The sequence below is a fragment of the Mesorhizobium sp. LSJC285A00 genome (assembly GCF_000503155.1).
In the GTDB taxonomy this organism is placed as follows: domain Bacteria; phylum Pseudomonadota; class Alphaproteobacteria; order Rhizobiales; family Rhizobiaceae; genus Mesorhizobium.
In genome coordinates, this window is sequence record NZ_AYVK01000011.1 from 53,548 (window position 1) to 73,473 (window position 19,926).

Below are 19,926 nucleotides of genomic sequence, written 5' to 3' on the forward strand. Positions count from 1 at the left end.
CGCAAGGCCCGGCGACTCCTCTCCGGCGGCCGCGGCGATGAACTGGCGGTGCGGGCCGGCATGCCGGCCGAGACACGGTTTCTGGGCCGAACGCGGCGCCACCATCATCCAGACCGAAGAACCGAAGGCTGCGATTGGCTGGCTGGGGGCCGATGGGTTTCGGGCGCCTTATGTGGATGAGGGAAGCCGGCCGAGCCGCGAATACGGCGAGTATCAATTAGAAATCGTACGTCGGCGCCATCACCCCACCCGGCGCTGCGCGCCGACCTCCCCATCGAGGGGAGGTAGGGCGTTGGCGCTTTAGATTCCGACAGTCGTAGCGATTGCGAGGCATGCAAGGCTGCCGCGACCTCCTACCTCCCCTCGATGGGGAGGTCGCGCCGAAGGCGCGGGNGGGGTGACAGCGCCGCCCGCAAAATCTTCACGCCGCTTTCGCCACCCCATCCAATTCCCACAGCACATCAGCCGACAGCTCCAGTTCCGCCGCCGCCAGGTTCTCTCTCAAATGCCCGACCGACGACGTCCCCGGGATCAGCAGGATGTTCGGCGAGCGGCGCAGCAGCCAGGCGAGCGCGACCTGCAAGGGTGTGGCGCCGAGCCGCGCGGCCACATCCGACAAGGTCGACGACTGCAGCGGGCTGAAGCCGCCGAGCGGGAAGAACGGCGTGTAGGCGATGCCGGCGCGCGCCAGTTCATCGATCAACGCGTCGTCGTCGCGATGCGCCAGATTGTACTGGTTCTGCACGCAGACGATCTCGGCGATCCCACGGCCTTCCTCGACCTGCGCAGGGGTGACGTTGCTCAGGCCGATATGGCGCACCAGGCCCTTGCGCTGCAATTCGGCAAGCGCGGTCAATTGCGCCCCGATCGAGCCCTCGGCGGGACCCATCACCCCGAACATGATGCGCAGATTGACGACATCCAGCACCTCAAGACCGAGATTCCTGAGATTATCGTGCACGGCCTGCTCAAGTTCCTTGGCGGAATAGGCAGGCAGCCATGAGCCGTCGCTGCCGCGCCGCGCCCCGATCTTGGTGACGATGACGAGGTCTTGCGGATAGGGCGCCAGCGCTTCGCGGATCAGCTGGTTGGTGACATGCGGGCCATAATAGTCGCTGGTGTCGATGTGGTTGACCCCGGACGCCACCGCTTCGCGCAGCACAGCAATGGCCGCGTCCCGATCTTTCGGCGGACCGAAAACGTGCGGGCCGGCAAGTTGCATGGCGCCGTAGCCGAGCCGTTTCACGGTGTGGCTGCCGAGGGTGAATGTGCCGGATTTTTGGATGGTGGACATGGTCGATCTCCTTTGAGGAGGCGAAGATAGACGCTGCTCAACCTTGGGATAATAAGGTACAATCCGTACAGCTTGTGCGGAATGGCGAACAATGATGGATCTTGGCGATCTGAATGCTTTCGTGACGGTGGCGCGTGCCGGCGGTTTTCGCGAAGGGGCTCGCGCCGGCGGCGGCAGCGCGTCGGGCCTGAGCGAAGCGGTGCGCCGCCTGGAGACGCAGCTCGGCGTCAGGCTGTTCAACCGCACCACACGCAGCGTTGTTCCAACCGACGCAGGCCTCAGCCTCTTGGGAAGGCTTGGCCCGGCGCTGTCGGAGGTGGAGGCGGCCCTCGACGTGGTCAATGGCTTTCGCGACAGGCCGGCCGGTTCGCTGCGCCTCAACGTCCCGGTCAGCGCCGCGCGGCTGATATTGCCCGACATCGTTCCGGGCTTCCTCGCCGCCTATCCCGGCATTCGGCTGGAGGTCATCGCCGATGAGAACTTCGTCGACGTGCTGGCGGCCGGCTGCGACGCCGGCATCCGCTATGACGAGCGACTGGAGCAGGACATGATCGCGGTGCCGATCGGACCGCGCGTCCAGCGCTTCGCCACTGGGGCCAGCCCCGCCTATCTCGATCGCCATGGGCGGCCGCAGCACCCGAGCGACCTGCTTGGCCATGCTTGTCTGCGCGGTCGTTTTGCCAGCGGTGCGATGCTGCCGTGGGAATTCGAGCGCGACGGCGAGGTGGTGCGGGTCGACACGACGGGGCCGTTGATCGTGCGGATCGGCGGGGCGAGCGATCTTGCCGTCCATGCGGCCATTGCCGGCAGCGGCATCGTCGCTCTCTTCGAGGGCTGGCTTCGCCCTCACTTCGAAAGCGGCGCCCTGGAGCCCGTGCTCGAACCGTGGTGGCAGAGTTTTCCCGGACCATTTCTGTACTATCCCGGACGGCGTCTGGTTCCAGCGCCGCTACGGGCGTTTATCGATTACATCAAGGCCGGCAAGTTCTGAGACTTGAACCGAGGCCGGCGCCATCACCCCACCCGGCGCTTCGCGCCGACCTCCCCATCGAGGAGAGGTAGGGCGTCGCGCTCTTATGGTCGGGTTTTGGTGTCAGCCGAGCCCCCGTGGATTGTTCAGGGCGGCAAAACTGCCGTGACCCCTACCTCCCCTCGATGGGGAGGTCGCGCCGAAGGCGCGGGCGGGGTGACTGCCGTGACCGCAAAACAAAAAAGGCCGCCCGGAGGCGGCCTTTCGATGTCTGGAACGTCGCAGCGCTTAGCGCTTCGAGAACTGGAAGGAACGACGGGCCTTCGCCTTGCCGTACTTCTTGCGCTCGACGACGCGGCTGTCGCGGGTCAGGAAGCCGCCCTTCTTGAGCACGGCGCGCAGTGCCGGCTCGTAGTAGGTCAGCGCCTTGGAAATGCCGTGACGAACGGCACCGGCTTGGCCGGAGAGGCCGCCGCCGATGACGGTGGCGACGATGTCGTACTGGCCGGCGCGGTTGGAAGCGATGATCGGCTGGTTGAGGATCATCTGCAGGACCGGACGCGCGAAATAGGTCGCGAATTCCTTGTCGTTGACGACGATCTTGCCCGAACCCGGCTTCACCCAGACGCGGGCGATGGCGTTCTTGCGCTTGCCGGTGGCATAGGCGCGGCCCGACTTGTCGAGCTTCTGGACATGGACGGGTGCTGCCGGCTGGGTGTTGGTGTTGCCGGTGGCGGCGCCCAATTCTGCGAGCGAGGAAAGCTCAGCCATCTTATGCAACCTTCTTGTTCTTGGCGTTCAGCGCGCCGACGTCGAGGGTGACGGGCTGCTGGGCGACATGCGGATGTTCCGTGCCTGCATAGACGCGGAGGTTCTTCATCTGGCGACGGCCGAGCGGCCCGCGCGGGATCATGCGTTCGACGGCCTTCTCGACGACACGCTCGGGGAAACGGCCCTCGAGCAGCTGGCGCGCGGTGCGCTCCTTGATGCCGCCGGGGTGACCGGTGTGCCAGTAATAGACCTTGTCGGTGAACTTCTTGCCGGTGAACACCACCTTGTCGGCATTGATGACGATGACGTTATCGCCGTCGTCGACATGCGGGGTGAAGGTGGGCTTGTGCTTGCCGCGAAGATGATTGGCGATGACAGTGGCGAGACGGCCGACGACGAGACCCTCGGCGTCGATCAGCACCCACTTCTTCACCACATCCGCAGGCTTCTGCGAAAAGGTTGCCATGGATTTCTGCTTTCGATTTTGACCTTCCGAAGAAGGCGTTTCTTGTTGCTTGGATTGGCGACAAGGCACTTGCCCGCCGCCAATAACAAAACGGCGGCCTTTGCGGGCCGCTGCTTCGTGACGGCTTATAGGCGAGGGGAGTGGGCACGTCAAGGCGCAGGAAACGCACGTCTGCTCGCAAAGTGTAATAAAAACAAAGGTTTGACCAAAAGGTATTATTTTACCACATCGGCGGCGCGCTTCGGCGGGATCGAATAGGTGCCGGTCGCATGCGCTACCGTGTGTTCCCTCGGTCCGCCGACGATGTCGATATCGAACACCATCAGGCTCTTGCCCAGCTTCAGGATGCGGCAATGGCCGTCGATCGGGCCGGCCTCGGCCTTGCGGACGAAATTGATGTTGAGGTTGACGGTAACCGAAAGCGCATCCGGCCCGGCATGGCTGAGCACGCAGACATAGCCGCCAATGTCGGCCAGCGTGAACAGCGAGGGCCCGGACACCGTGCCGCCGGGCCGCAAATGCCGCTCGTCGGCATTGAGCCGCACCGTGCAGCCGCCCGGAAACACGTCGAGCGCCTCATACGACGTGAACTCGTCGTTGAGCTGCGGGTAGACGCTGGCCATCAGCGCATTGACTTCAGCCGCCGTCAGCACCGGCTTGAGATTATCCTGGGCGGGCATGTCGGTCTCTCGTTCTATGCCGGGCCTGTATGAACGCAATGATGCGCTTCTGGCAACACCTTGGCGCAAGCGATGGGTGTTGATGAAACTCGATCCGATATTAGATAGTCTGGCGGCGCCCGGCGGAATCGCGGAGACCCTTGTCATGGCCGAAATCCTTTCGATCAAACCTGTTGCCATAGACGGGCCGGTCATCGCCGGGCTGGACAAGGGCGTGCTGCGCCTGACGCTCGCCAATCCGCCCGCCAATGCCTTGTCGCTTTCCGTCATGGCGGCATTGAGCGCCGAGCTCGACCGTGCCAAGGCCAACAAATCGGTCCGCGTCATCGTCTTGGCGGCCGCCGGGAAAGTCTTCTGCGCCGGTCACGATCTCAAGGAAATGACCGCGCGCCGCGCCGACGCCGACAAGGGCAAGGGGTTTTTCGAGCAGACATTTTCGGCTTGCGCGGCGTTGATGCAGCAGATCGTGCGCCATCCGCTCCCGATCATCGCCGAAGTCGATGGCCTAGCCACCGCTGCGGGGCTGCAACTGGTTGGCAGTTGCGACCTCGCCATTGCCTCGCATGAAGCGACCTTCTGCACGCCGGGCGTCAATATCGGCCTGTTTTGTTCGACGCCGATGGTGGCGCTGTCACGCAACGTGTCTCACAAGCACGCCATGGAAATGCTGCTCACCGGCGAGACCATCGACGCCGCAACCGCCAAGGAATTCGGCCTGGTCAACCGCGTCGTGCCGCGCGAATACCTGAATCAGATCGTCACCAAATACGCGCAAACCATTGCCTCCAAATCATCTCTGGTGGTCAAGACCGGCAAGGAAGCCTTTTACGCGCAGGCCGAGATGGGGTTGGCGGACGCGTATGCCTATACCGGCCGCGTCATGGTCGAGAACATGCTGGCCCGCGACGCCGAGGAAGGCATCGGTGCCTTCATCGGCAAGCGCAAACCGGAATGGACGGACGAATAGGTTTTCGATCCATGGAACCGCGCATCTCCATCATCACCATCGCCACCGACGATCTCGAGCGCGCGGTGCGCTTTTACGAAGGCATGGGCTTGAAGCGCCACGCCGGCATCACCGATGGCGTCGCCTTCTTCCAGATGGGCGGCGCCATTCTCGGCCTGTTCCCGAGGCCAAGCGCCGAGGAGGATTCAGGCATTGCCTTCGCCGCAGCACCGTCGGCGGTCTACCTCGCCCACAACACCCGCTCCGATGCCGAAGTCGACGACGTGCTGGCGGCCGCCGAGAAGGCCGGCGGCAGGATCGTCAAGCCGGCAGGCCGCGCCTTCTGGGGCGGCTGGTATGGATATTTCGCCGATGCCGACGGCCATGTCTGGGAAGTCGCACACAATCCGGCCTTCCCGATCGCGGATGACGGCACCATCTCGCTGCCGGACTGAGCGTCCGCATGGGCTATCGCAAGCAACTGACCCGGCTTAAGGCGCCTTATCTCAAACGCATCCTGATTGACCCCGAGCGCGTGGAAGATTGGGACAAGTATCCCTGGAACCTGCCTCTGTTCCGCGGCCGCGAATTCGAGCTCGAATTCACCACGCCGATCACCATCATTGTCGGCGAAAACGGCACCGGCAAATCGACGCTGCTGGAAGCGATCGGCGCGCTGGCCGGTTACGACGAAGCCGGCGGCGGCAAGGGCTACATGCCCGTCGACCACTCCGGCGCCATCGACGAGAGTGGTGCAGCGCTTGCCGACACGTTGCGCGGCCACTGGCTGCCGAAGGTCACAGCGGGTTGGTTCTTCCGCGCCGAATCTTTTTACTCGGTTGCCCGCTATCTCGATCAGGCGGCGCTGGAATCTGGCGGGGCGCCGCCGGATTTCCTGTCCTGGTCGCATGGTGAAGGGTTCATCCGCTTCTTCGAGGAGCGCTGCCGCCGGCAAGGTATCTACATCCTCGACGAGCCCGAAAGCGCGCTGTCGCCATCGCGGCAGATCGAGCTGCTGAAGATGCTGCGGCGCATGGACCGGTCCGGCACGGCTCAAGTGATCATGGCGACGCACTCGCCGCTGCTGATGGCCTGTCCGGGCGCGCGGCTGTTCCGCATCAGCCGCTTCGGCCTCGACCCCACAGATTTCACCGATACCGATCATTTTCGCATGATGCGCGACTTCTGCACGGACCCGCAGGCCTTTATGGAGGAAGCACTGAGGGAGACCGACGAGTGAATCACGATAGCTACGACAATGCCTACATCGGCGGCATCCTCAATTCTGTGAAGACCATCGCCATGGTCGGCGCGTCGGCCAACGATGTCAGGCCGAGCTTTTTCGTGCTGAAATACCTGCTGGCCAAGGGCTTTTCGGTGTTTCCGATCAATCCGGGGCAGGCCGGCAAGGAAATCCTCGGCCGCATGACCTATGCCAGCCTTGCCGATCTGCCTGAACCGGTCGACATGGTCGACATCTTTCGCGCCTCCGCAGCGGTGCCCGGCATTGTCGATGAGGTGCTGAAGCTCGACCCCTTGCCGAAAGTCGTCTGGATGCAGCTTGGCGTGCGCGATGACGAGGCGGCCGCGCGTGCCGAGGCGGCCGGTATCAAGGTGGTGATGAACCGCTGCCCGAAGATCGAATATGGCAAGCTGTCGGGCGAGATCGGCTGGACCGGCGTCAACTCCGGTGTGCTTTCGTCGAAGAAGCCGCTGATGCGGTCGGGATTCCAGAGTTTCGGTGTGCGCCAGAAGTAAGGCAGTGAATGGTGAATGGTGAATAGAAGGATTTTCCTGGAAGCCGGGTAAAGCCGCATATGAGCGGCTTGCAATCAAGGTGGGACTGGCCGACTTTGCGACCACCATTCATCGCTCACCATTGACCATTTCATCATTCACACGTTTACCGCTCAGGGAGGTTTTCGATGACCCGCACGCCCGGTTTCAACACGCTCGCCGTCCATGCCGGCGCCAAGCCCGACCCGGCGACGGGCGCACGCGCCACGCCGATCTACCAGACGACCTCCTTTGTGTTCGACGATGCCGACCATGCCGCCTCGCTGTTCGGGCTGAAGGCCTTCGGCAACATCTACACCCGCATCATGAACCCGACCCAGGCGGTGCTGGAAGAGCGGATCGCGGCGCTCGAAGGCGGCACGGCTGCACTTGCCGTTGCTTCCGGCCATGCCGCACAGGTGATCGTGTTCCACAATCTCATGCGGCCTGGCGATAATTTCGTCGCCGCCACAAGGCTTTACGGTGGTTCGATCAATCAGTTCGGCCATGCCTTCAAGAATTTCGGCTGGGAGGTGCGTTGGGCCGACACCAACGACGTCTCCACCTTCGAAAGCCAGATAGACGACAAGACCAAGGCGATCTTCATCGAGAGCCTGGCCAATCCCGGCGGCACCTTCGTCGACATAGAGAAAATCGGCGACATCGCCCGCAAGCACGGCTTGCCGCTCATCGTCGACAACACGCTGGCCTCGCCCTATCTGGTGCGGCCGATCGAGCATGGCGCCGACATCGTCGTCCATTCGCTGACCAAGTTCATCGGCGGCCACGGCAATTCGATCGGCGGCGCCATCGTCGATGGCGGCACGTTCGACTGGTCGAAATCCGGCAAATATCCGATGCTGTCGGAGCCGCGCCCCGAATATGGCGGCCTTGTCCTGCACGAAACCTTCGGCAATTTCGCCTTCGCCATCGCCGCGCGCGTGCTTGGCCTGCGTGACATCGGCCCGGCCATTTCGCCGTTCAATGCCTTCCTGATCCTGACCGGGCTGGAGACCCTGCCGCTCAGGATGCAGCGCCATTGCGACAATGCGATCACCGTAGCCGGCTGGCTGTCCAACCACCCCAAGGTCGCCTGGGTCAACTATCCCGGCCTGCCCAGCGACAAGAACAACGCGCTGCAGAAGAAATACTCGCCGCAAGGCGCCGGTGCTGTCTTCACCTTCGGCCTGAAGGGCGGCTACGAGGCCGGCATCAAGTTCGTCGAGGCGCTCGAACTGTTCTCGCACCTCGCCAATGTCGGCGACACCAAGTCGCTGGTCATCCATCCGGCATCGACCACGCATCGCCAGCTTTCCGACGAGCAGAAGGTCAAGGCGGGCGCGGGACCGGACACGGTCCGGCTTTCCGTCGGCATCGAGGATGTCAACGACATCGTCGCCGATCTGGAACAGGCTTTGACCAAGGTTTGATTTTTGAGCGAGTAGTGAGTAGTGGTCGGTATTCACTAGTTAGCAGTGACTAGTGATTAGCCACCCGTTCGAGGGAGCGCTTTCCGCTCACTACTCACTACTCACTACTCACTGCACTACTCACTACTCACTAATCTGTTGGAGGCAAACCCTGTCCGCGCATTACTTGGCAATATCGACCGACAGCGTCGACGCCGAACATGGCGCCCCGGCGCCGGATCGTCTGATTGCGGGCGATCCGAAGTTCCGCACCTGGAATGTCGAGGAGCGCGATGGCCGCCTCTATGCCGGCATCTGGGAAGCGACGCCGGGCAAATGGCGCATCGAATATGACGAATGGGAGTTCTGCCACATCCTGTCCGGCGTCTCGGTGGTTGCCGAGGATGGCGGCGAGGCGCGCACGGTGCGCGCCGGCGACAGCTTCGTGCTCAGGCCAGGCTTCAGGGGCAGTTGGGAAGTGCTTGAAACGACCCGCAAGGAGTATGTGATCAAGCTCTGACCGCTCGGTCGCGCTTGGACTTCACAAAAGCCGATCGATGTCAGTGTCGGAAAAGCCGTATCCGCTCATCATCTCCCTGTGCCAGGGACTTCCAAGCAAATCACTGAGACATAAATCAACGCGCTGGAGCAGGGTGGCACTGCCTTTGGCGAGAGCGAAAGCGCCGGGCGCTGGCTGTTTTTCGACTGCCGGGACGTCGACGACGTCGAGAGGCGCGTCGGGTCGCCGGCTCAGATAGCCGCGATGCGCGAGCGCTGCACTCGCATAGGCATGCACCACGCCGGCCGCGACGGCGTTAGCTGCTTCGGGCTGAGTGGCAAATATCCTTAGCCGTTCGGGCTGAATAGCGTTTTGCAGGGCCGTCCGGTGCTGGATCTGGCCCGATATGACGCCGATCAGCGCCGTCCGATCATTGGCGACGGACCGATAGCCATCGAAGGCGCGGGGATTGTCTTTCGCGACCAGCAATCCATCCGCCAGCATCCAGATCGGCCTTGTGAAGTCGACCAGCTTCCGGCGGTCGTCGGAAAAGAACAGGCCGGTGGTTATGTCCCACCGATCTTCGGCAAACCCAGGCGGCAGCTCGGCAAACTCGGTCTCGATGGGCAAAAGTTCCAGCCCGAGCGTCAGGCAGACCCTCTTGGCCAGTTGGGCATCGCTGCCGCCCAGACGTCCCGATCCGTCGATAAAGCAGAAGGGTGGTTCTTGTAGAAAGGCGAATCTCATTTTCTCGGGCATGCGTCGGCTCCGCCGTCCTCACAAGCTCACAATAAGCTTTTCCAGCCCATGGAAATGATAGGTGTCGCGGAAGCGCGGCTGCTCCGCAAGATGGAGTTGCAGCTGCCGCTCGAACAGGGTTTTCAGCGACACCTGCAATTCCAGCCGCGCCAGCGGCGCACCGATGCAGAAATGGATACCGGCGCCGAACGAGACATTCTTCTGGTCTAGTCGGCCGGGCTGGAAGGCGCCGGGTTCGGCAAAGGCAAGCGGATCATGATTGGCCATGCCGAGTAGCAGGCCGATCGTCTCGCCCGGTTGTACGACAACCCCCGATGTCACCTCGACCTCTAGATAGGCGTAGCGGGTGAACATATGCAGCGGCGCGTCGAAGCGCAGGCACTCCTCGACCGTTGCAGCCGTTGCTTCCGGCGAGGTGAAGAAGCGGGCGGGGTCGCCGCCTTGCGCCAGCAGCGTGCGCACGGCGTTGCCGGTTTGATGAACGGTCGCCTCGTGGCCGGCATTGAGCAAAAGGATGGCGGACGACACCAGTTCGTCCTCAGAAAGCTTCTGGCCATCCTCCTGCGCCGCGATCAGCAGCGACAGCAGGTCGTCGCCAGGCTTCTTGCGCCGCTCGGTGACATAGCCGCGCAAAAAGTCGGAAAAATCGCGCGCGGCGCGATTGGCCGCTTGCTCGGTCTCGCGCGTGCGGCCATGCATGTACATGGCCACCATCCGGTGCGACCAGTCGAGCAGTTGCGGCCCCATTTCGACCGGCACGCCAAGCATTTCGGCAATGATGGTGATGGGCAACGGCGCGGCGAAGCTGGGCAAAAGATCGACCTGGCGCGGTTCGAAACGGTCGATCAGCTCATTGGCCAGCGCCTCCACGCGCGGCCGCAGCCGCTCGACCTGGCGCGAGACGAAGGCGCGGTTGACCAGGGTTCTGAGCCTGGTGTGCACCGGCGGCTCCAGCTCCAGCATCGAATTGCTCTCGATGCCGTCGAAAGCGGCCAAATGCGAGCGATCCTCGCCGATGCCGCGGCTGTCGGGAATGCCGGCCGGGTTCTGGCGGCCGAAGCGGCGGTCGCGCAACAGCCGGTTGACGTCGTCGAAGCCGCCAAAGCACCAGAAGCCGAATTCCTCCCAGAAGAAGGCATTCGATGCGCCATGCAGGACGGCATAGGCGTCGTAAGGGTTCTGGAAAAACGCCGGTTCGTGCGGATCGAGCCGCAGGCGGCGCGTGGCTGGATCAAAGGCGAGGTAGGGCGGCATGGATGTGGTCATGCCAGACCATTAGCGCGGCTTGCCGGCTTGGTGCCAGACCGTATGTTGGCCCCGACGGGCCTATGAATTGAGCCAACCGAGACGGACCTCGGCGAAGTACCGAAGTCTAATCCTGGCAATGCCTGGCAATATGCACGCGGCGCCAGCTGGTCGAGCCTTCCTGCACCACCACCCGGCGCGCCACCCTCTGGTATGACGGCGCTATCTGGGTGACGTGCCGCCGCTCGGGCCGCACCAGCACTTCATGGGCGACGCTTTCATATTCGGCCGGCAGCACAACCCGGCGTGTGCGCTCCGGTTCAAGCATCACCGTTTCGGCGACACGCGCGTAGCGGGCCTTGCGCCACACCTTGCACAGCACCTTGCGGCCCTGGATGACGCGCCATTCCCAGGCATAGCCGCCATCGTCGACCTGGACCGTGCGGTAAACGGTGCGGGTTCTCGCCGGTACGATGTCATAGGTGACTCGGGGCGGCGCGATCTGCTCGACGCGCTCCATAGTGCCATAGATCGGCGGATCATAGTCGACCAGCTGCCCGCCGGGACTGACCATGACGTCTTCATAGACGGTGTCATAGAGCGCCGGCCTGTGCACCGGCTCATAGCATTCGGCGGCCCGGCCGCCGGCAACCGCATCGGACACGATGCCGAGACCGGCAAGGCCGGAAATGGCGAGGCAAACAGTTTTCCTGATCATGGCACTCCCCCTGTTTGAACGCGAGAAGGTGAGGTTCAACGTTGAACTGTAGGGGAAGGTTCTCCGGGGGAAAGCGGTTTCGCCGCATTTCGTTAAGCGACGCGGTTAAGGAATTGCTACACCGCAAAAACGCCGCTGGCCGCGTTCGGACTTTCCCTTGCGCGGAAACCTTGATTCGACTTAACCAGATGGCTAGGAGAGGCGGCCTTGCGCTAGGGTGAGCCGGCATCCTATTTACATTCTAACCATCAAGAACCGATTCTGCCCGATTTCCCGGCGCCGGAATCCCCATCTCCAAAAAGGGTAGTCCATGAAGAACCCCGTCGAAACCTACATGAACCTCGTTCCGATGGTGGTCGAGCAGACCAATCGCGGCGAGCGGGCCTACGACATTTTCTCGCGCCTGCTGAAAGAGCGCATCATTTTCATCACCGGCCCGGTCGAAGACGGTATGGCGACGCTGGTTTGTGCACAGCTTTTGTTCCTCGAGGCCGAGAACCCGAAGAAAGAGATCAATCTCTACATCAACTCGCCGGGCGGCGTGGTGACCTCGGGCATGGCGATCTACGACACCATGCAGTTCATCAAGCCGGCAGTGTCGACGCTGTGCATCGGCCAGGCGGCGTCGATGGGCTCGCTGCTTCTGACCGCCGGCCACAAGGACATGCGTTTTGCCACGCCGAACGCCCGTATCATGGTTCACCAGCCTTCCGGCGGTTTCCAGGGCCAGGCCTCCGACATCGAGCGGCACGCGCAGGACATCATCAAGCTGAAGCGCCGCCTCAACGAGGTCTACGTCAAACACACCGGCAAGAGCTACGAAGACATTGAAAAGACGCTTGACCGCGACCATTTCATGACCGCCGACGAAGCCAAGGATTTCGGCCTCATCGACAAGGTCATTTCGTCGCGCGAGCCGGTCGAAGGCGCTGTGGCATAAGCGCTGCATGGCAGTTGGATGGCGGGATAACGCGCTTTTGCTGGGATTTGCGGCATTTCGGCCACAATTGGCTGTTCCCTCGGTGGATGGGATTGCCTACGTTAAGGCTATGTTGATTTTCGACGGCTTAGCTTTGTGCAGGGTTGGCGCGAATCATTGCGACGTTTTCTGATTTGTGTTTCGTACGGAATGCGTTGCGGGAGCCGGGACACTGGCGGCGGCGAATTCCCGCGATAGATAGAATATGCGCCCTTTCAGCCAGACCATCGGCGGGCGGCCATGAAAGGACAGGAAAATGAGCAAAGTCGGCAACAACAGCGGTGATTCGAAGAACACGCTTTATTGCTCGTTTTGCGGCAAAAGCCAGCATGAGGTGCGCAAGCTGATCGCCGGCCCAACGGTGTTCATCTGCGACGAGTGCGTCGAGTTGTGCATGGACATCATCCGCGAGGAGAACAAGACCTCGATGGTGAAGTCGCGCGAGGGCGTGCCGACCCCGCAGGAGATCCTGAAGGTTCTCGACGACTATGTCATCGGCCAGCCCTACGCCAAGCGCGTGCTGTCGGTGGCTGTCCACAACCACTACAAGCGCCTGGCGCATGCCGGCAAGAACAACGACGTCGAATTGGCGAAGTCCAACATCCTGCTGATCGGCCCGACCGGCTGCGGCAAGACGCTGCTTGCCCAGACGCTGGCCCGCATCATCGACGTGCCCTTCACCATGGCCGACGCGACGACGCTGACCGAAGCCGGTTACGTCGGCGAGGACGTCGAAAACATCATCCTGAAGCTGCTGCAGTCGGCCGACTACAATGTCGAGCGCGCCCAGCGCGGCATCGTCTACATCGATGAAATCGACAAGATCTCGCGCAAGTCCGACAACCCATCGATCACCCGCGACGTGTCGGGCGAGGGTGTGCAGCAGGCGCTTCTGAAGATCATGGAAGGCACCGTTGCCTCCGTTCCGCCGCAGGGCGGCCGCAAGCATCCGCAGCAGGAGTTCCTGCAGGTCGACACCGCCAACATCCTGTTCATCTGCGGCGGCGCCTTCGCCGGGCTGGACAAGATCATCTCGGATCGCGGCAGGAAGACTTCCATCGGCTTCGGCGCCATTGTCGCTTCGCCCGAGGATCGTCGCACCGGCGACGTGTTCCGCCTGGTCGAGCCCGAGGATCTCTTGAAGTTCGGCCTCATCCCCGAGTTTGTCGGCCGTCTGCCGGTCCTGGCGACGCTGGAAGACCTCGACGAGCCGGCGCTGATCCAGATCCTGACCGAGCCGAAAAACGCGCTGGTCAAGCAGTATCAGCGGCTGTTCGAGATGGAGAGTGTCGACCTGACCTTCCATGAGAATGCGCTGTCGGCGATCGCCAGGCGCGCCATTGAGCGCAAGACCGGCGCCCGTGGCCTCCGCTCGATCATGGAAGCGATCCTGCTCGACACCATGTTCGAACTGCCCGCCCTGGAAGGCGTGCGCGAAGTGGTGATTTCGGAAGAAGTGGTGACCGGCAGCGCCCGGCCGCTCTACATCTATTCCGAGCAGAAGGAAAAGAAGGGCAACGTCAGCGCCTGATCTGGCATCTGGCCTAACCTTTTTATGGAACGGCGCCCGCGGGGCGCCGTTTTGCTGTGGTGAGGTACCGATCCTTGTGACGGAGTGGATGAACGAACGTGTCGACCCTTGATCTTTGCCCCTCGTGCATCCAACTAACATCGGAAGGCCGTGGTGCCGAATTCTGTGCTGTAAAACTCCCGTCACAAACGGTGGTAGGCGGAACGATCCCCGGTCGTTAATATGAGATTCGCGGTTGGCTCAATTAGCGGCCGCGACATGAAAGGTTGGACAATGGCCAAAATATCCAAGGCTCCCAGCGACGGCGTCTTCGCAGTCCTCCCACTGCGCGACATCGTGGTGTTCCCGCACATGATCGTTCCGCTCTTTGTCGGGCGTGAAAAGTCGATCAAGGCGCTGGAAGAGGTTATGGGTCAGGAAAAGCAGATCCTGCTTGCCACCCAGATGAATGCCGCCGATGACGATCCCGAGCCCGATGCGATCTTCGACATCGGCACGCTCGCCAATGTGCTGCAATTGCTGAAGCTGCCCGACGGCACCGTCAAGGTGCTGGTCGAAGGCGCTTCGCGTGCCAAGATCGTCTCGTTCACCGACCGTCCGGACTTCCACGAAGCTACCGCCACGGCGCTGGTCGAGCCGGAGGAGGAAGAGGTCGAGGTCGAGGCGCTCGCCCGTTCGGTCGTCACCGACTTCGAAAACTACGTCAAGCTGAACAAGAAGATCTCGCCTGAAGTGGTGGGTGCCGCCAGCCAGATCGACGACTATTCCAAGCTCGCCGATACGGTTGCCTCGCACCTCGCCATCAAGATCCCCGAGAAGCAGGAGATGCTGGCCACGCTGTCCGTCAAGGAACGGCTGGAAAAGGCGATGGGTTTCATGGAAGCCGAAATCTCCGTCCTGCAGGTGGAGAAGCGCATCCGCTCGCGCGTCAAGCGCCAGATGGAGAAGACGCAGCGCGAATATTACCTCAACGAGCAGATGAAGGCGATCCAGAAGGAGCTCGGCGAAGGCGAGGACGGCCGCGACGAGGCCGCCGAGATCGAGGCGCGCATCAAGAAGACCAAGCTCTCCAAGGAGGCCCGCGAAAAGGCGGAAGCCGAGTTGAAGAAGCTGCGGACGATGTCGCCGATGTCGGCGGAATCGACCGTCGTGCGCAACTACCTCGACTGGATCCTGTCGATCCCGTGGGGCAAGAACTCCAAGGTCAAGCAGGACCTGGCGTTTGCGCAGAACGTGCTCGACACCGATCATTTCGGCCTCGACAAGGTCAAGGACCGCATCGTCGAGTATCTCGCCGTGCAAAGCCGCCAGAAGAAGCTGAAGGGGCCGATCCTGTGCCTCGTCGGCCCTCCCGGCGTCGGCAAGACCTCACTCGGCAAGTCGATCGCCAAGGCGACCGGCCGCGAGTTCATCCGCATGGCGCTTGGCGGCGTGCGTGACGAGGCCGAGATCCGTGGCCATCGCCGCACCTATATCGGCTCGATGCCCGGCAAGGTCATCCAGTCGATGAAGAAGGCCAAGAAGTCCAACCCGCTCTTCCTGCTCGACGAGATCGACAAGATGGGCCAGGACTTCCGCGGCGATCCGTCATCGGCTTTGCTCGAGGTGCTCGATCCCGAGCAGAACTCGACGTTCATGGACCATTACCTCGAGGTCGAATACGACCTGTCGAGCGTGATGTTCGTGACGACGGCGAACACGCTGAACATCCCTGCGCCCCTGATGGACCGCATGGAGATCATCCGTATCGCCGGCTACACCGAGGACGAGAAGATCGAGATCGCCAAGCGTCACCTGATGCCCAAGGTGATCCGCGATCATGCCCTGCAGCCGAAGGAATTCTCCGTCGGCGAGGACGCGATCCGCGGCATCATCCAGACCTACACCCGTGAAGCGGGCGTCAGAAGCCTGGAGCGCGAGCTGATGAAGCTCGGGCGCAAGGCGGTGACCGAGATCCTGAAGACGAAGAAGAAGACGGTGAGCATCACGGCGGCGAACCTCGCCGATTACCTCGGTGTTCCGCGCTTCCGCTTCGGCCAGGTCGAGGCTGACGATCAGGTCGGTGTCGTCACCGGTCTTGCCTGGACGGAAGTCGGCGGCGAGCTGCTGACGGTCGAAGGCGTCATGATGCCCGGCAAGGGCCGCATGACGGTGACCGGCAATCTGCGCGACGTGATGAAGGAATCGATCTCGGCGGCGGCCTCTTATGTCCGCTCGCGGGCCATCGATTTCGGCATCGAGCCGCCGCTGTTCGACAAGCGTGACATCCACGTCCACTTGCCCGAAGGCGCCACGCCGAAGGACGGTCCGTCTGCAGGTGCTGCCATGGCGACAGCCATCGTGTCTGTCGTGACGGGGATTCCGGTCCGGGCCGATGTGGCGATGACTGGCGAGATAACGCTTCGCGGCCGCATCTTGCCGATCGGCGGCCTCAAGGAGAAGCTACTCGCCGCATTGCGCGGCGGCATCAAGAAGGTGCTGATCCCGGAAGACAACGCCAAGGATCTGGCGGAGATACCGGACAATGTGAAGAACGGTATGGAGATCATTCCGGTCTCACGTGTCGGCGAGGTTCTGAGGCACGCGTTGGTGCGCATGCCGGAGCCGATCGAGTGGGTCGAGCCGGTCAATCCGCCGGCTTCCACCGATACCGTTGACGATGCTGGAAAGTCGCTTGCACATTAGAAACTACTAAAGTTGCAGTGCACAAAGAGAGAGCCGGGCCTTGAGCCCGGCTTTTTCATGTGAAAAACCCACCTTTTCCGGGCTTTTTTCAACTTATTTCCGGCTTTTTGACTTGGGTTTGCGAGCGCTTCTTTCTAAAGTCCCTCTCCTGCCGGATGAGTCGAAAGTTCCGGTTTTCTCATGGAAGGGAATTTTTATGAACAAGAACGAACTGGTTTCCGCTGTCGCTGAATCCGCGAGCATTTCGAAGGGTGACGCACAGTCGGCGGTTGAGGCGGTGTTCTCCGTCATCACTGGCGAACTGAAGAAGGGCGGCGATGTACGGCTCGTCGGCTTCGGAAATTTCACCGTCTCCAAGCGTGCGGCATCGACTGGCCGCAACCCGCAGACTGGCGCGGAAGTGAAGATTCCGGCGCGTACCGTGCCGAAGTTCTCGGCCGGCAAAGGCCTCAAGGACGCGGTCAACTAAAAATTTTTCAGAGAATGTTGAAAAGCCGGGTTCGCCCGGCTTTTCTTTTGCCTCGATGGCGGCAGGCCGTCAGCCCGCTGAGGCGAGCCTTCAGCCCACCGGCGCATCCGCGCGCATCAGGCCTTCCTGCTTGAGGTCCGCCCACAGCGCCGCAGGCAGCTTGGCATCGAGCAGGGCGCGGTTGCTTTCGACTTCACTCGGCCGCTGGCCGCCGGGGATGACCGACACCACGGAAGGGTGCAGCAGCGGAAACTGCAGCGCCGCCTCGATCAGCCTGACGCCATGGCGCTGGCAGACGGCCTCGATGCGCCCGACGCGATCCATGATGTCCCTTGGCGCCTCGGAGTAATTGTAATAGGCGCCTGGCTTCGGCCCGGTCGCCAGGATGCCGGAATTGTAAGGACCGCCGAGAACGATGCCGATGCCGCGTTGCTCACAGAGCGGCAGGAAGGTGGCAAGCGCTTCCTGTTCCAGCAGCGTGTAGCGCCCGGCCAGCAGGAACAGGTCGAAGTCGCCACGCTCCGCCAGCGTCTGGCAAACCTCCCATTCGTTGATGCCGCCGCCGAAGGCCTTGATCACGCCCTGGTCGCGCAGCGCAACCAGTCCGTTGTAGCCCGAGGCCATGAATTCCTCGATGCGCTGGTCTGACGCCTCCTTGCTGCCATGGGTGAAGATGTCGAGGTCATGGACGAAAAGGATGTCGATGCGGTCGACGCCAAGCCGTTCCAGCGACGCCTCGAACGAGCGCATGACGCCGTCATAGCTGTAGTCGTAGACCTCCTTGCGCGTCGGTGTGTCGAAGAACTTGCCGATGCCGGTTCGTTCCTCCGGCGGGCAGGCGCGCAACAGGCGACCGACCTTGCTCGACAGCACATAATCGTCACGCTTCCTGCCGCGCAGGAAGGCATTGAGCCGTGTTTCGGCAAGGCCCAGGCCATAGAGCGGCGCGGTGTCGTAGTAACGGCAGCCGGTCGCCCACGCCGCCTCCAGCGTTGCGTTGGCATCCGCGTCGGGGACGGCGCGGTAAAGGTTGCCGAGCGGCGCGCTGCCGAAGCCAAGCTCGGTGAAGTCGAGGCCGCCATTGCCGATGCGGTCGAAATGCCGTGTCTTCATGTCGTGCTGATTTCCTGGACTGATTTGTCTGACATGACACTATCACGCCGCTGGCTCAGCAAAAGCCGCCATGGCCGTTGGACAGGCATTTTCGCGGTGATAGCATGAACAAAAACAAGCCTTTTCCGAAAGCGCGCAACCCGAAATCACCGGCCACAAACCCAGCCGGACAGATGGGACTCTCATGACGAATGCCGGCTCGGATATGTTTTCGACCGCCCTGCAAGAGCTGGGCGCCGTACTGGCGCGCGTCGACGAAGCCGGCATCGACACCGCCTGCGAAACCCTGGCCCGCGCGCAAAAGATCGTCGTCTATGGCTGCGGCCGCGAGGCCTTGCAGCTCAAGGGTTTCGCCATGCGCCTCTATCACCTCGGGCTTGAGGTGTCGGTGGTCGGCGACATGAACACGCCACCGCTTGGCGCAGCCGATGTCTTCCTGGTCAGTTCCGGCCCGGGCGAGACGACGACGGTGCTCACCTTGATGCAAGTCGCCCGCAAGGCCGGCGCCACCGTGCTTTTGCTCACCGCCGAGGCAGGCAGCAGTGCGGTCGCGCTTGCCGACTTCACCTTGCTGATCCCGGCGCAGACCATGGCGCGTGACCAAGGGCCGCAAAAGACATCGCTGCTGCCGATGGGCTCGGTCTTCGAAGGGGCGCTGTTCCTGCTGTTCGAGGTCATGGTGCTGAAGCTCAAGGCGCTGACCGGCCAGTCGTCCGAGGCCATGCGCGCCCGCCACACCAACATGGAATAGATCATGCGCTACGAACTGATGCTGCCGCACCAGATCCGCAAGGCGATCGCCGAGAATTGGCCGGTCGCTCTCCCGCTCGGCGTGCTCGAATATCACGGCGAGCACATGGCCGTCGGCATGGACACGCTGGCCGTCATCAAGACGCTGGAGCTCTACGAGAGGGAGGCCGACATCGTCATCCTGCCGGCTTTCTACTACGGTGCGGCGAGCTATGTGGTGGCAGCACCCGAAGGCAACGGCTCAGTGCAGGTCGGCGGCAACCAGCTGGCGCCGTTCGCCGAAGAATTGTTCTACAGCCTGCTGCGCATCGGCTTTCGTAACATCAACGCCGTCATCCACCACCAGACCGAGAACTTTGCCGCCGGCATGCCGACCGATCTCGCCTTCAAGGCCGCCGGCCGCCAGGCGATCTTCCGCTTCCTCGAGAAGCAGCGCGGCGAGGGCTGGTGGGGCTCAGACGAGATGGCCGATTATTATGCCGGGCACGCCGCCGGCGAGAATTTCTTCAACTGGGTGCAGGTGCACCCGCTGATGTCGGCTGCCATGAACGGGAAGTATCCGTTCGATCACGCCGGTGTTGGCGAGACATCATTGATGCTGGCACTGTGTCCGGAAGCGGTCGATGCCGGGCGTTTTGGCGAGAATACCGCGTGGTATACGGCGAGTGCGCCGGAGGCCTCGGCGGAGCTGGGGCGAAAGGGTGTGGCGATGATCATGGATCACCTGAGGGCGATATTGGGCGGCTAGCAGACAAAGTCGCTCTGTAGCTATCCTTCACACCCCCCTCTGTCCTGCCGGACATCTCCCCCGCAAGGGGGGAGATCAGACGTCATTTCCGCTTTCGCCAATCACCTACGTCGCAAGA

Annotated in this window: 21 protein-coding genes and 1 pseudogene; 14 read left to right on the forward strand and 8 right to left on the reverse strand. The window is 62.3% G+C overall.

What is annotated here, in order from left to right; translation table 11 throughout:
- Window positions 1-18: 18 nt before the first annotated feature.
- Window positions 19-221, forward strand: a pseudogene (locus X726_RS1000000171620) (glycerophosphodiester phosphodiesterase); the annotation flags it as partial.
- A 200-nt stretch (window positions 222-421) separates the two neighbouring features.
- Here the strand turns inward: X726_RS1000000171620 and X726_RS157325 are convergent.
- Complete coding sequence (locus X726_RS157325; RefSeq protein ID WP_023669406.1) at window positions 422-1,294, reverse strand: aldo/keto reductase family oxidoreductase; 873 nt, start codon at window positions 1,292-1,294, stop codon at window positions 422-424.
- A gap of 91 nt (window positions 1,295-1,385) precedes the next feature.
- Between X726_RS157325 and X726_RS157320 the strand changes: the two genes are divergently transcribed.
- Window positions 1,386-2,285, forward strand: coding sequence for a LysR family transcriptional regulator (locus tag X726_RS157320; RefSeq protein WP_023669407.1), 900 nt, complete (start codon window positions 1,386-1,388; stop codon window positions 2,283-2,285).
- Between the two features lie 267 nt (window positions 2,286-2,552).
- Here X726_RS157320 and rpsI read toward each other — a convergent pair whose 3' ends face one another.
- The 3 genes from rpsI to X726_RS157305 all read right to left on the reverse strand — a co-directional run bounded on the left by rpsI (window position 2,553) and on the right by X726_RS157305 (window position 4,181).
- Window positions 2,553-3,035, reverse strand: a complete 483-nt coding sequence (gene rpsI, locus X726_RS157315; protein ID WP_023669408.1) for a 30S ribosomal protein S9 — start codon at window positions 3,033-3,035, stop codon at window positions 2,553-2,555.
- A gap of 1 nt (window position 3,036) precedes the next feature.
- Window positions 3,037-3,501: a 50S ribosomal protein L13 gene (rplM, locus tag X726_RS157310; protein ID WP_023669409.1), complete on the reverse strand. Its 465-nt coding sequence runs from the start codon at window positions 3,499-3,501 to the stop codon at window positions 3,037-3,039.
- Window positions 3,502-3,716: 215 nt separating this feature from the next.
- Window positions 3,717-4,181 (reverse strand): PaaI family thioesterase, encoded by a 465-nt coding sequence (locus tag X726_RS157305; protein ID WP_023669410.1) that lies wholly within the window; start codon window positions 4,179-4,181, stop codon window positions 3,717-3,719.
- Between the two features lie 145 nt (window positions 4,182-4,326).
- Here X726_RS157305 and X726_RS157300 point away from each other — a divergent pair, with 145 nt between their 5' ends.
- From X726_RS157300 to X726_RS157275, 6 genes are all read left to right on the forward strand, one after another.
- The gene (locus X726_RS157300; RefSeq protein ID WP_023669411.1) at window positions 4,327-5,148 is read left to right on the forward strand and encodes an enoyl-CoA hydratase; all 822 of its coding nucleotides are present in this window, start codon (window positions 4,327-4,329) and stop codon (window positions 5,146-5,148) included.
- A gap of 11 nt (window positions 5,149-5,159) precedes the next feature.
- Window positions 5,160-5,582: a VOC family protein gene (locus tag X726_RS157295; RefSeq protein WP_023669412.1), complete on the forward strand. Its 423-nt coding sequence runs from the start codon at window positions 5,160-5,162 to the stop codon at window positions 5,580-5,582.
- A gap of 8 nt (window positions 5,583-5,590) precedes the next feature.
- Window positions 5,591-6,367 (forward strand): AAA family ATPase, encoded by a 777-nt coding sequence (locus X726_RS157290; RefSeq protein WP_023669413.1) that lies wholly within the window; start codon window positions 5,591-5,593, stop codon window positions 6,365-6,367.
- Window positions 6,364-6,885 (forward strand): CoA-binding protein, encoded by a 522-nt coding sequence (locus X726_RS157285; protein ID WP_023669414.1) that lies wholly within the window; start codon window positions 6,364-6,366, stop codon window positions 6,883-6,885. The genes X726_RS157290 and X726_RS157285 overlap by 4 nt, the downstream gene beginning before the upstream one ends.
- 167 nt (window positions 6,886-7,052) lie before the next feature.
- Window positions 7,053-8,333, forward strand: a complete 1,281-nt coding sequence (locus tag X726_RS157280; protein WP_023669415.1) for an O-acetylhomoserine aminocarboxypropyltransferase — start codon at window positions 7,053-7,055, stop codon at window positions 8,331-8,333.
- Window positions 8,334-8,484: 151 nt separating this feature from the next.
- The gene (locus X726_RS157275; RefSeq protein ID WP_023669416.1) at window positions 8,485-8,832 is read left to right on the forward strand and encodes a cupin domain-containing protein; all 348 of its coding nucleotides are present in this window, start codon (window positions 8,485-8,487) and stop codon (window positions 8,830-8,832) included.
- A 21-nt stretch (window positions 8,833-8,853) separates the two neighbouring features.
- Here the strand turns inward: X726_RS157275 and X726_RS157270 are convergent, their stop codons facing one another.
- The 3 genes from X726_RS157270 to X726_RS157260 all read right to left on the reverse strand — a co-directional run bounded on the left by X726_RS157270 (window position 8,854) and on the right by X726_RS157260 (window position 11,533).
- A complete protein-coding gene (locus tag X726_RS157270) occupies window positions 8,854-9,570 on the reverse strand; it encodes a transporter substrate-binding domain-containing protein (protein WP_023669417.1) in 717 nt (238 codons plus the stop codon).
- An 18-nt stretch (window positions 9,571-9,588) separates the two neighbouring features.
- On the reverse strand, window positions 9,589-10,836 hold the full coding sequence (locus X726_RS157265) for a cytochrome P450 (RefSeq protein WP_023669418.1): 1,248 nt from the start codon (window positions 10,834-10,836) through the stop codon (window positions 9,589-9,591).
- 106 nt (window positions 10,837-10,942) lie between these two features.
- Window positions 10,943-11,533 (reverse strand): hypothetical protein, encoded by a 591-nt coding sequence (locus X726_RS157260; protein ID WP_023669419.1) that lies wholly within the window; start codon window positions 11,531-11,533, stop codon window positions 10,943-10,945.
- 310 nt (window positions 11,534-11,843) lie between these two features.
- Here X726_RS157260 and clpP point away from each other — a divergent pair, with 310 nt between their 5' ends.
- From clpP to X726_RS157240, 4 genes are all read left to right on the forward strand, one after another.
- Complete coding sequence (gene clpP, locus X726_RS157255; protein WP_023669420.1) at window positions 11,844-12,473, forward strand: ATP-dependent Clp endopeptidase proteolytic subunit ClpP; 630 nt, start codon at window positions 11,844-11,846, stop codon at window positions 12,471-12,473.
- A gap of 295 nt (window positions 12,474-12,768) precedes the next feature.
- The gene (gene clpX / locus X726_RS157250) at window positions 12,769-14,043 is read left to right on the forward strand and encodes an ATP-dependent Clp protease ATP-binding subunit ClpX (RefSeq protein WP_023669421.1); all 1,275 of its coding nucleotides are present in this window, start codon (window positions 12,769-12,771) and stop codon (window positions 14,041-14,043) included.
- 273 nt (window positions 14,044-14,316) lie between these two features.
- Window positions 14,317-16,728, forward strand: a complete 2,412-nt coding sequence (gene lon / locus X726_RS157245) for an endopeptidase La (RefSeq protein ID WP_023669422.1) — start codon at window positions 14,317-14,319, stop codon at window positions 16,726-16,728.
- A gap of 196 nt (window positions 16,729-16,924) precedes the next feature.
- Window positions 16,925-17,197, forward strand: a complete 273-nt coding sequence (locus X726_RS157240) for an HU family DNA-binding protein (RefSeq protein ID WP_023669423.1) — start codon at window positions 16,925-16,927, stop codon at window positions 17,195-17,197.
- A gap of 90 nt (window positions 17,198-17,287) precedes the next feature.
- On the opposite strand, the gene X726_RS157235 is transcribed toward X726_RS157240, so the two are convergent.
- Complete coding sequence (locus X726_RS157235) at window positions 17,288-18,310, reverse strand: aldo/keto reductase (RefSeq protein WP_023669424.1); 1,023 nt, start codon at window positions 18,308-18,310, stop codon at window positions 17,288-17,290.
- 184 nt (window positions 18,311-18,494) lie between these two features.
- Here X726_RS157235 and X726_RS157230 point away from each other — a divergent pair, with 184 nt between their 5' ends.
- Complete coding sequence (locus tag X726_RS157230) at window positions 18,495-19,061, forward strand: SIS domain-containing protein (RefSeq protein WP_023669425.1); 567 nt, start codon at window positions 18,495-18,497, stop codon at window positions 19,059-19,061.
- 3 nt (window positions 19,062-19,064) lie between these two features.
- A complete protein-coding gene (locus X726_RS157225; protein WP_023669426.1) occupies window positions 19,065-19,808 on the forward strand; it encodes a creatininase family protein in 744 nt (247 codons plus the stop codon).
- The last annotated feature ends 118 nt before the right edge of the window (window positions 19,809-19,926 follow it).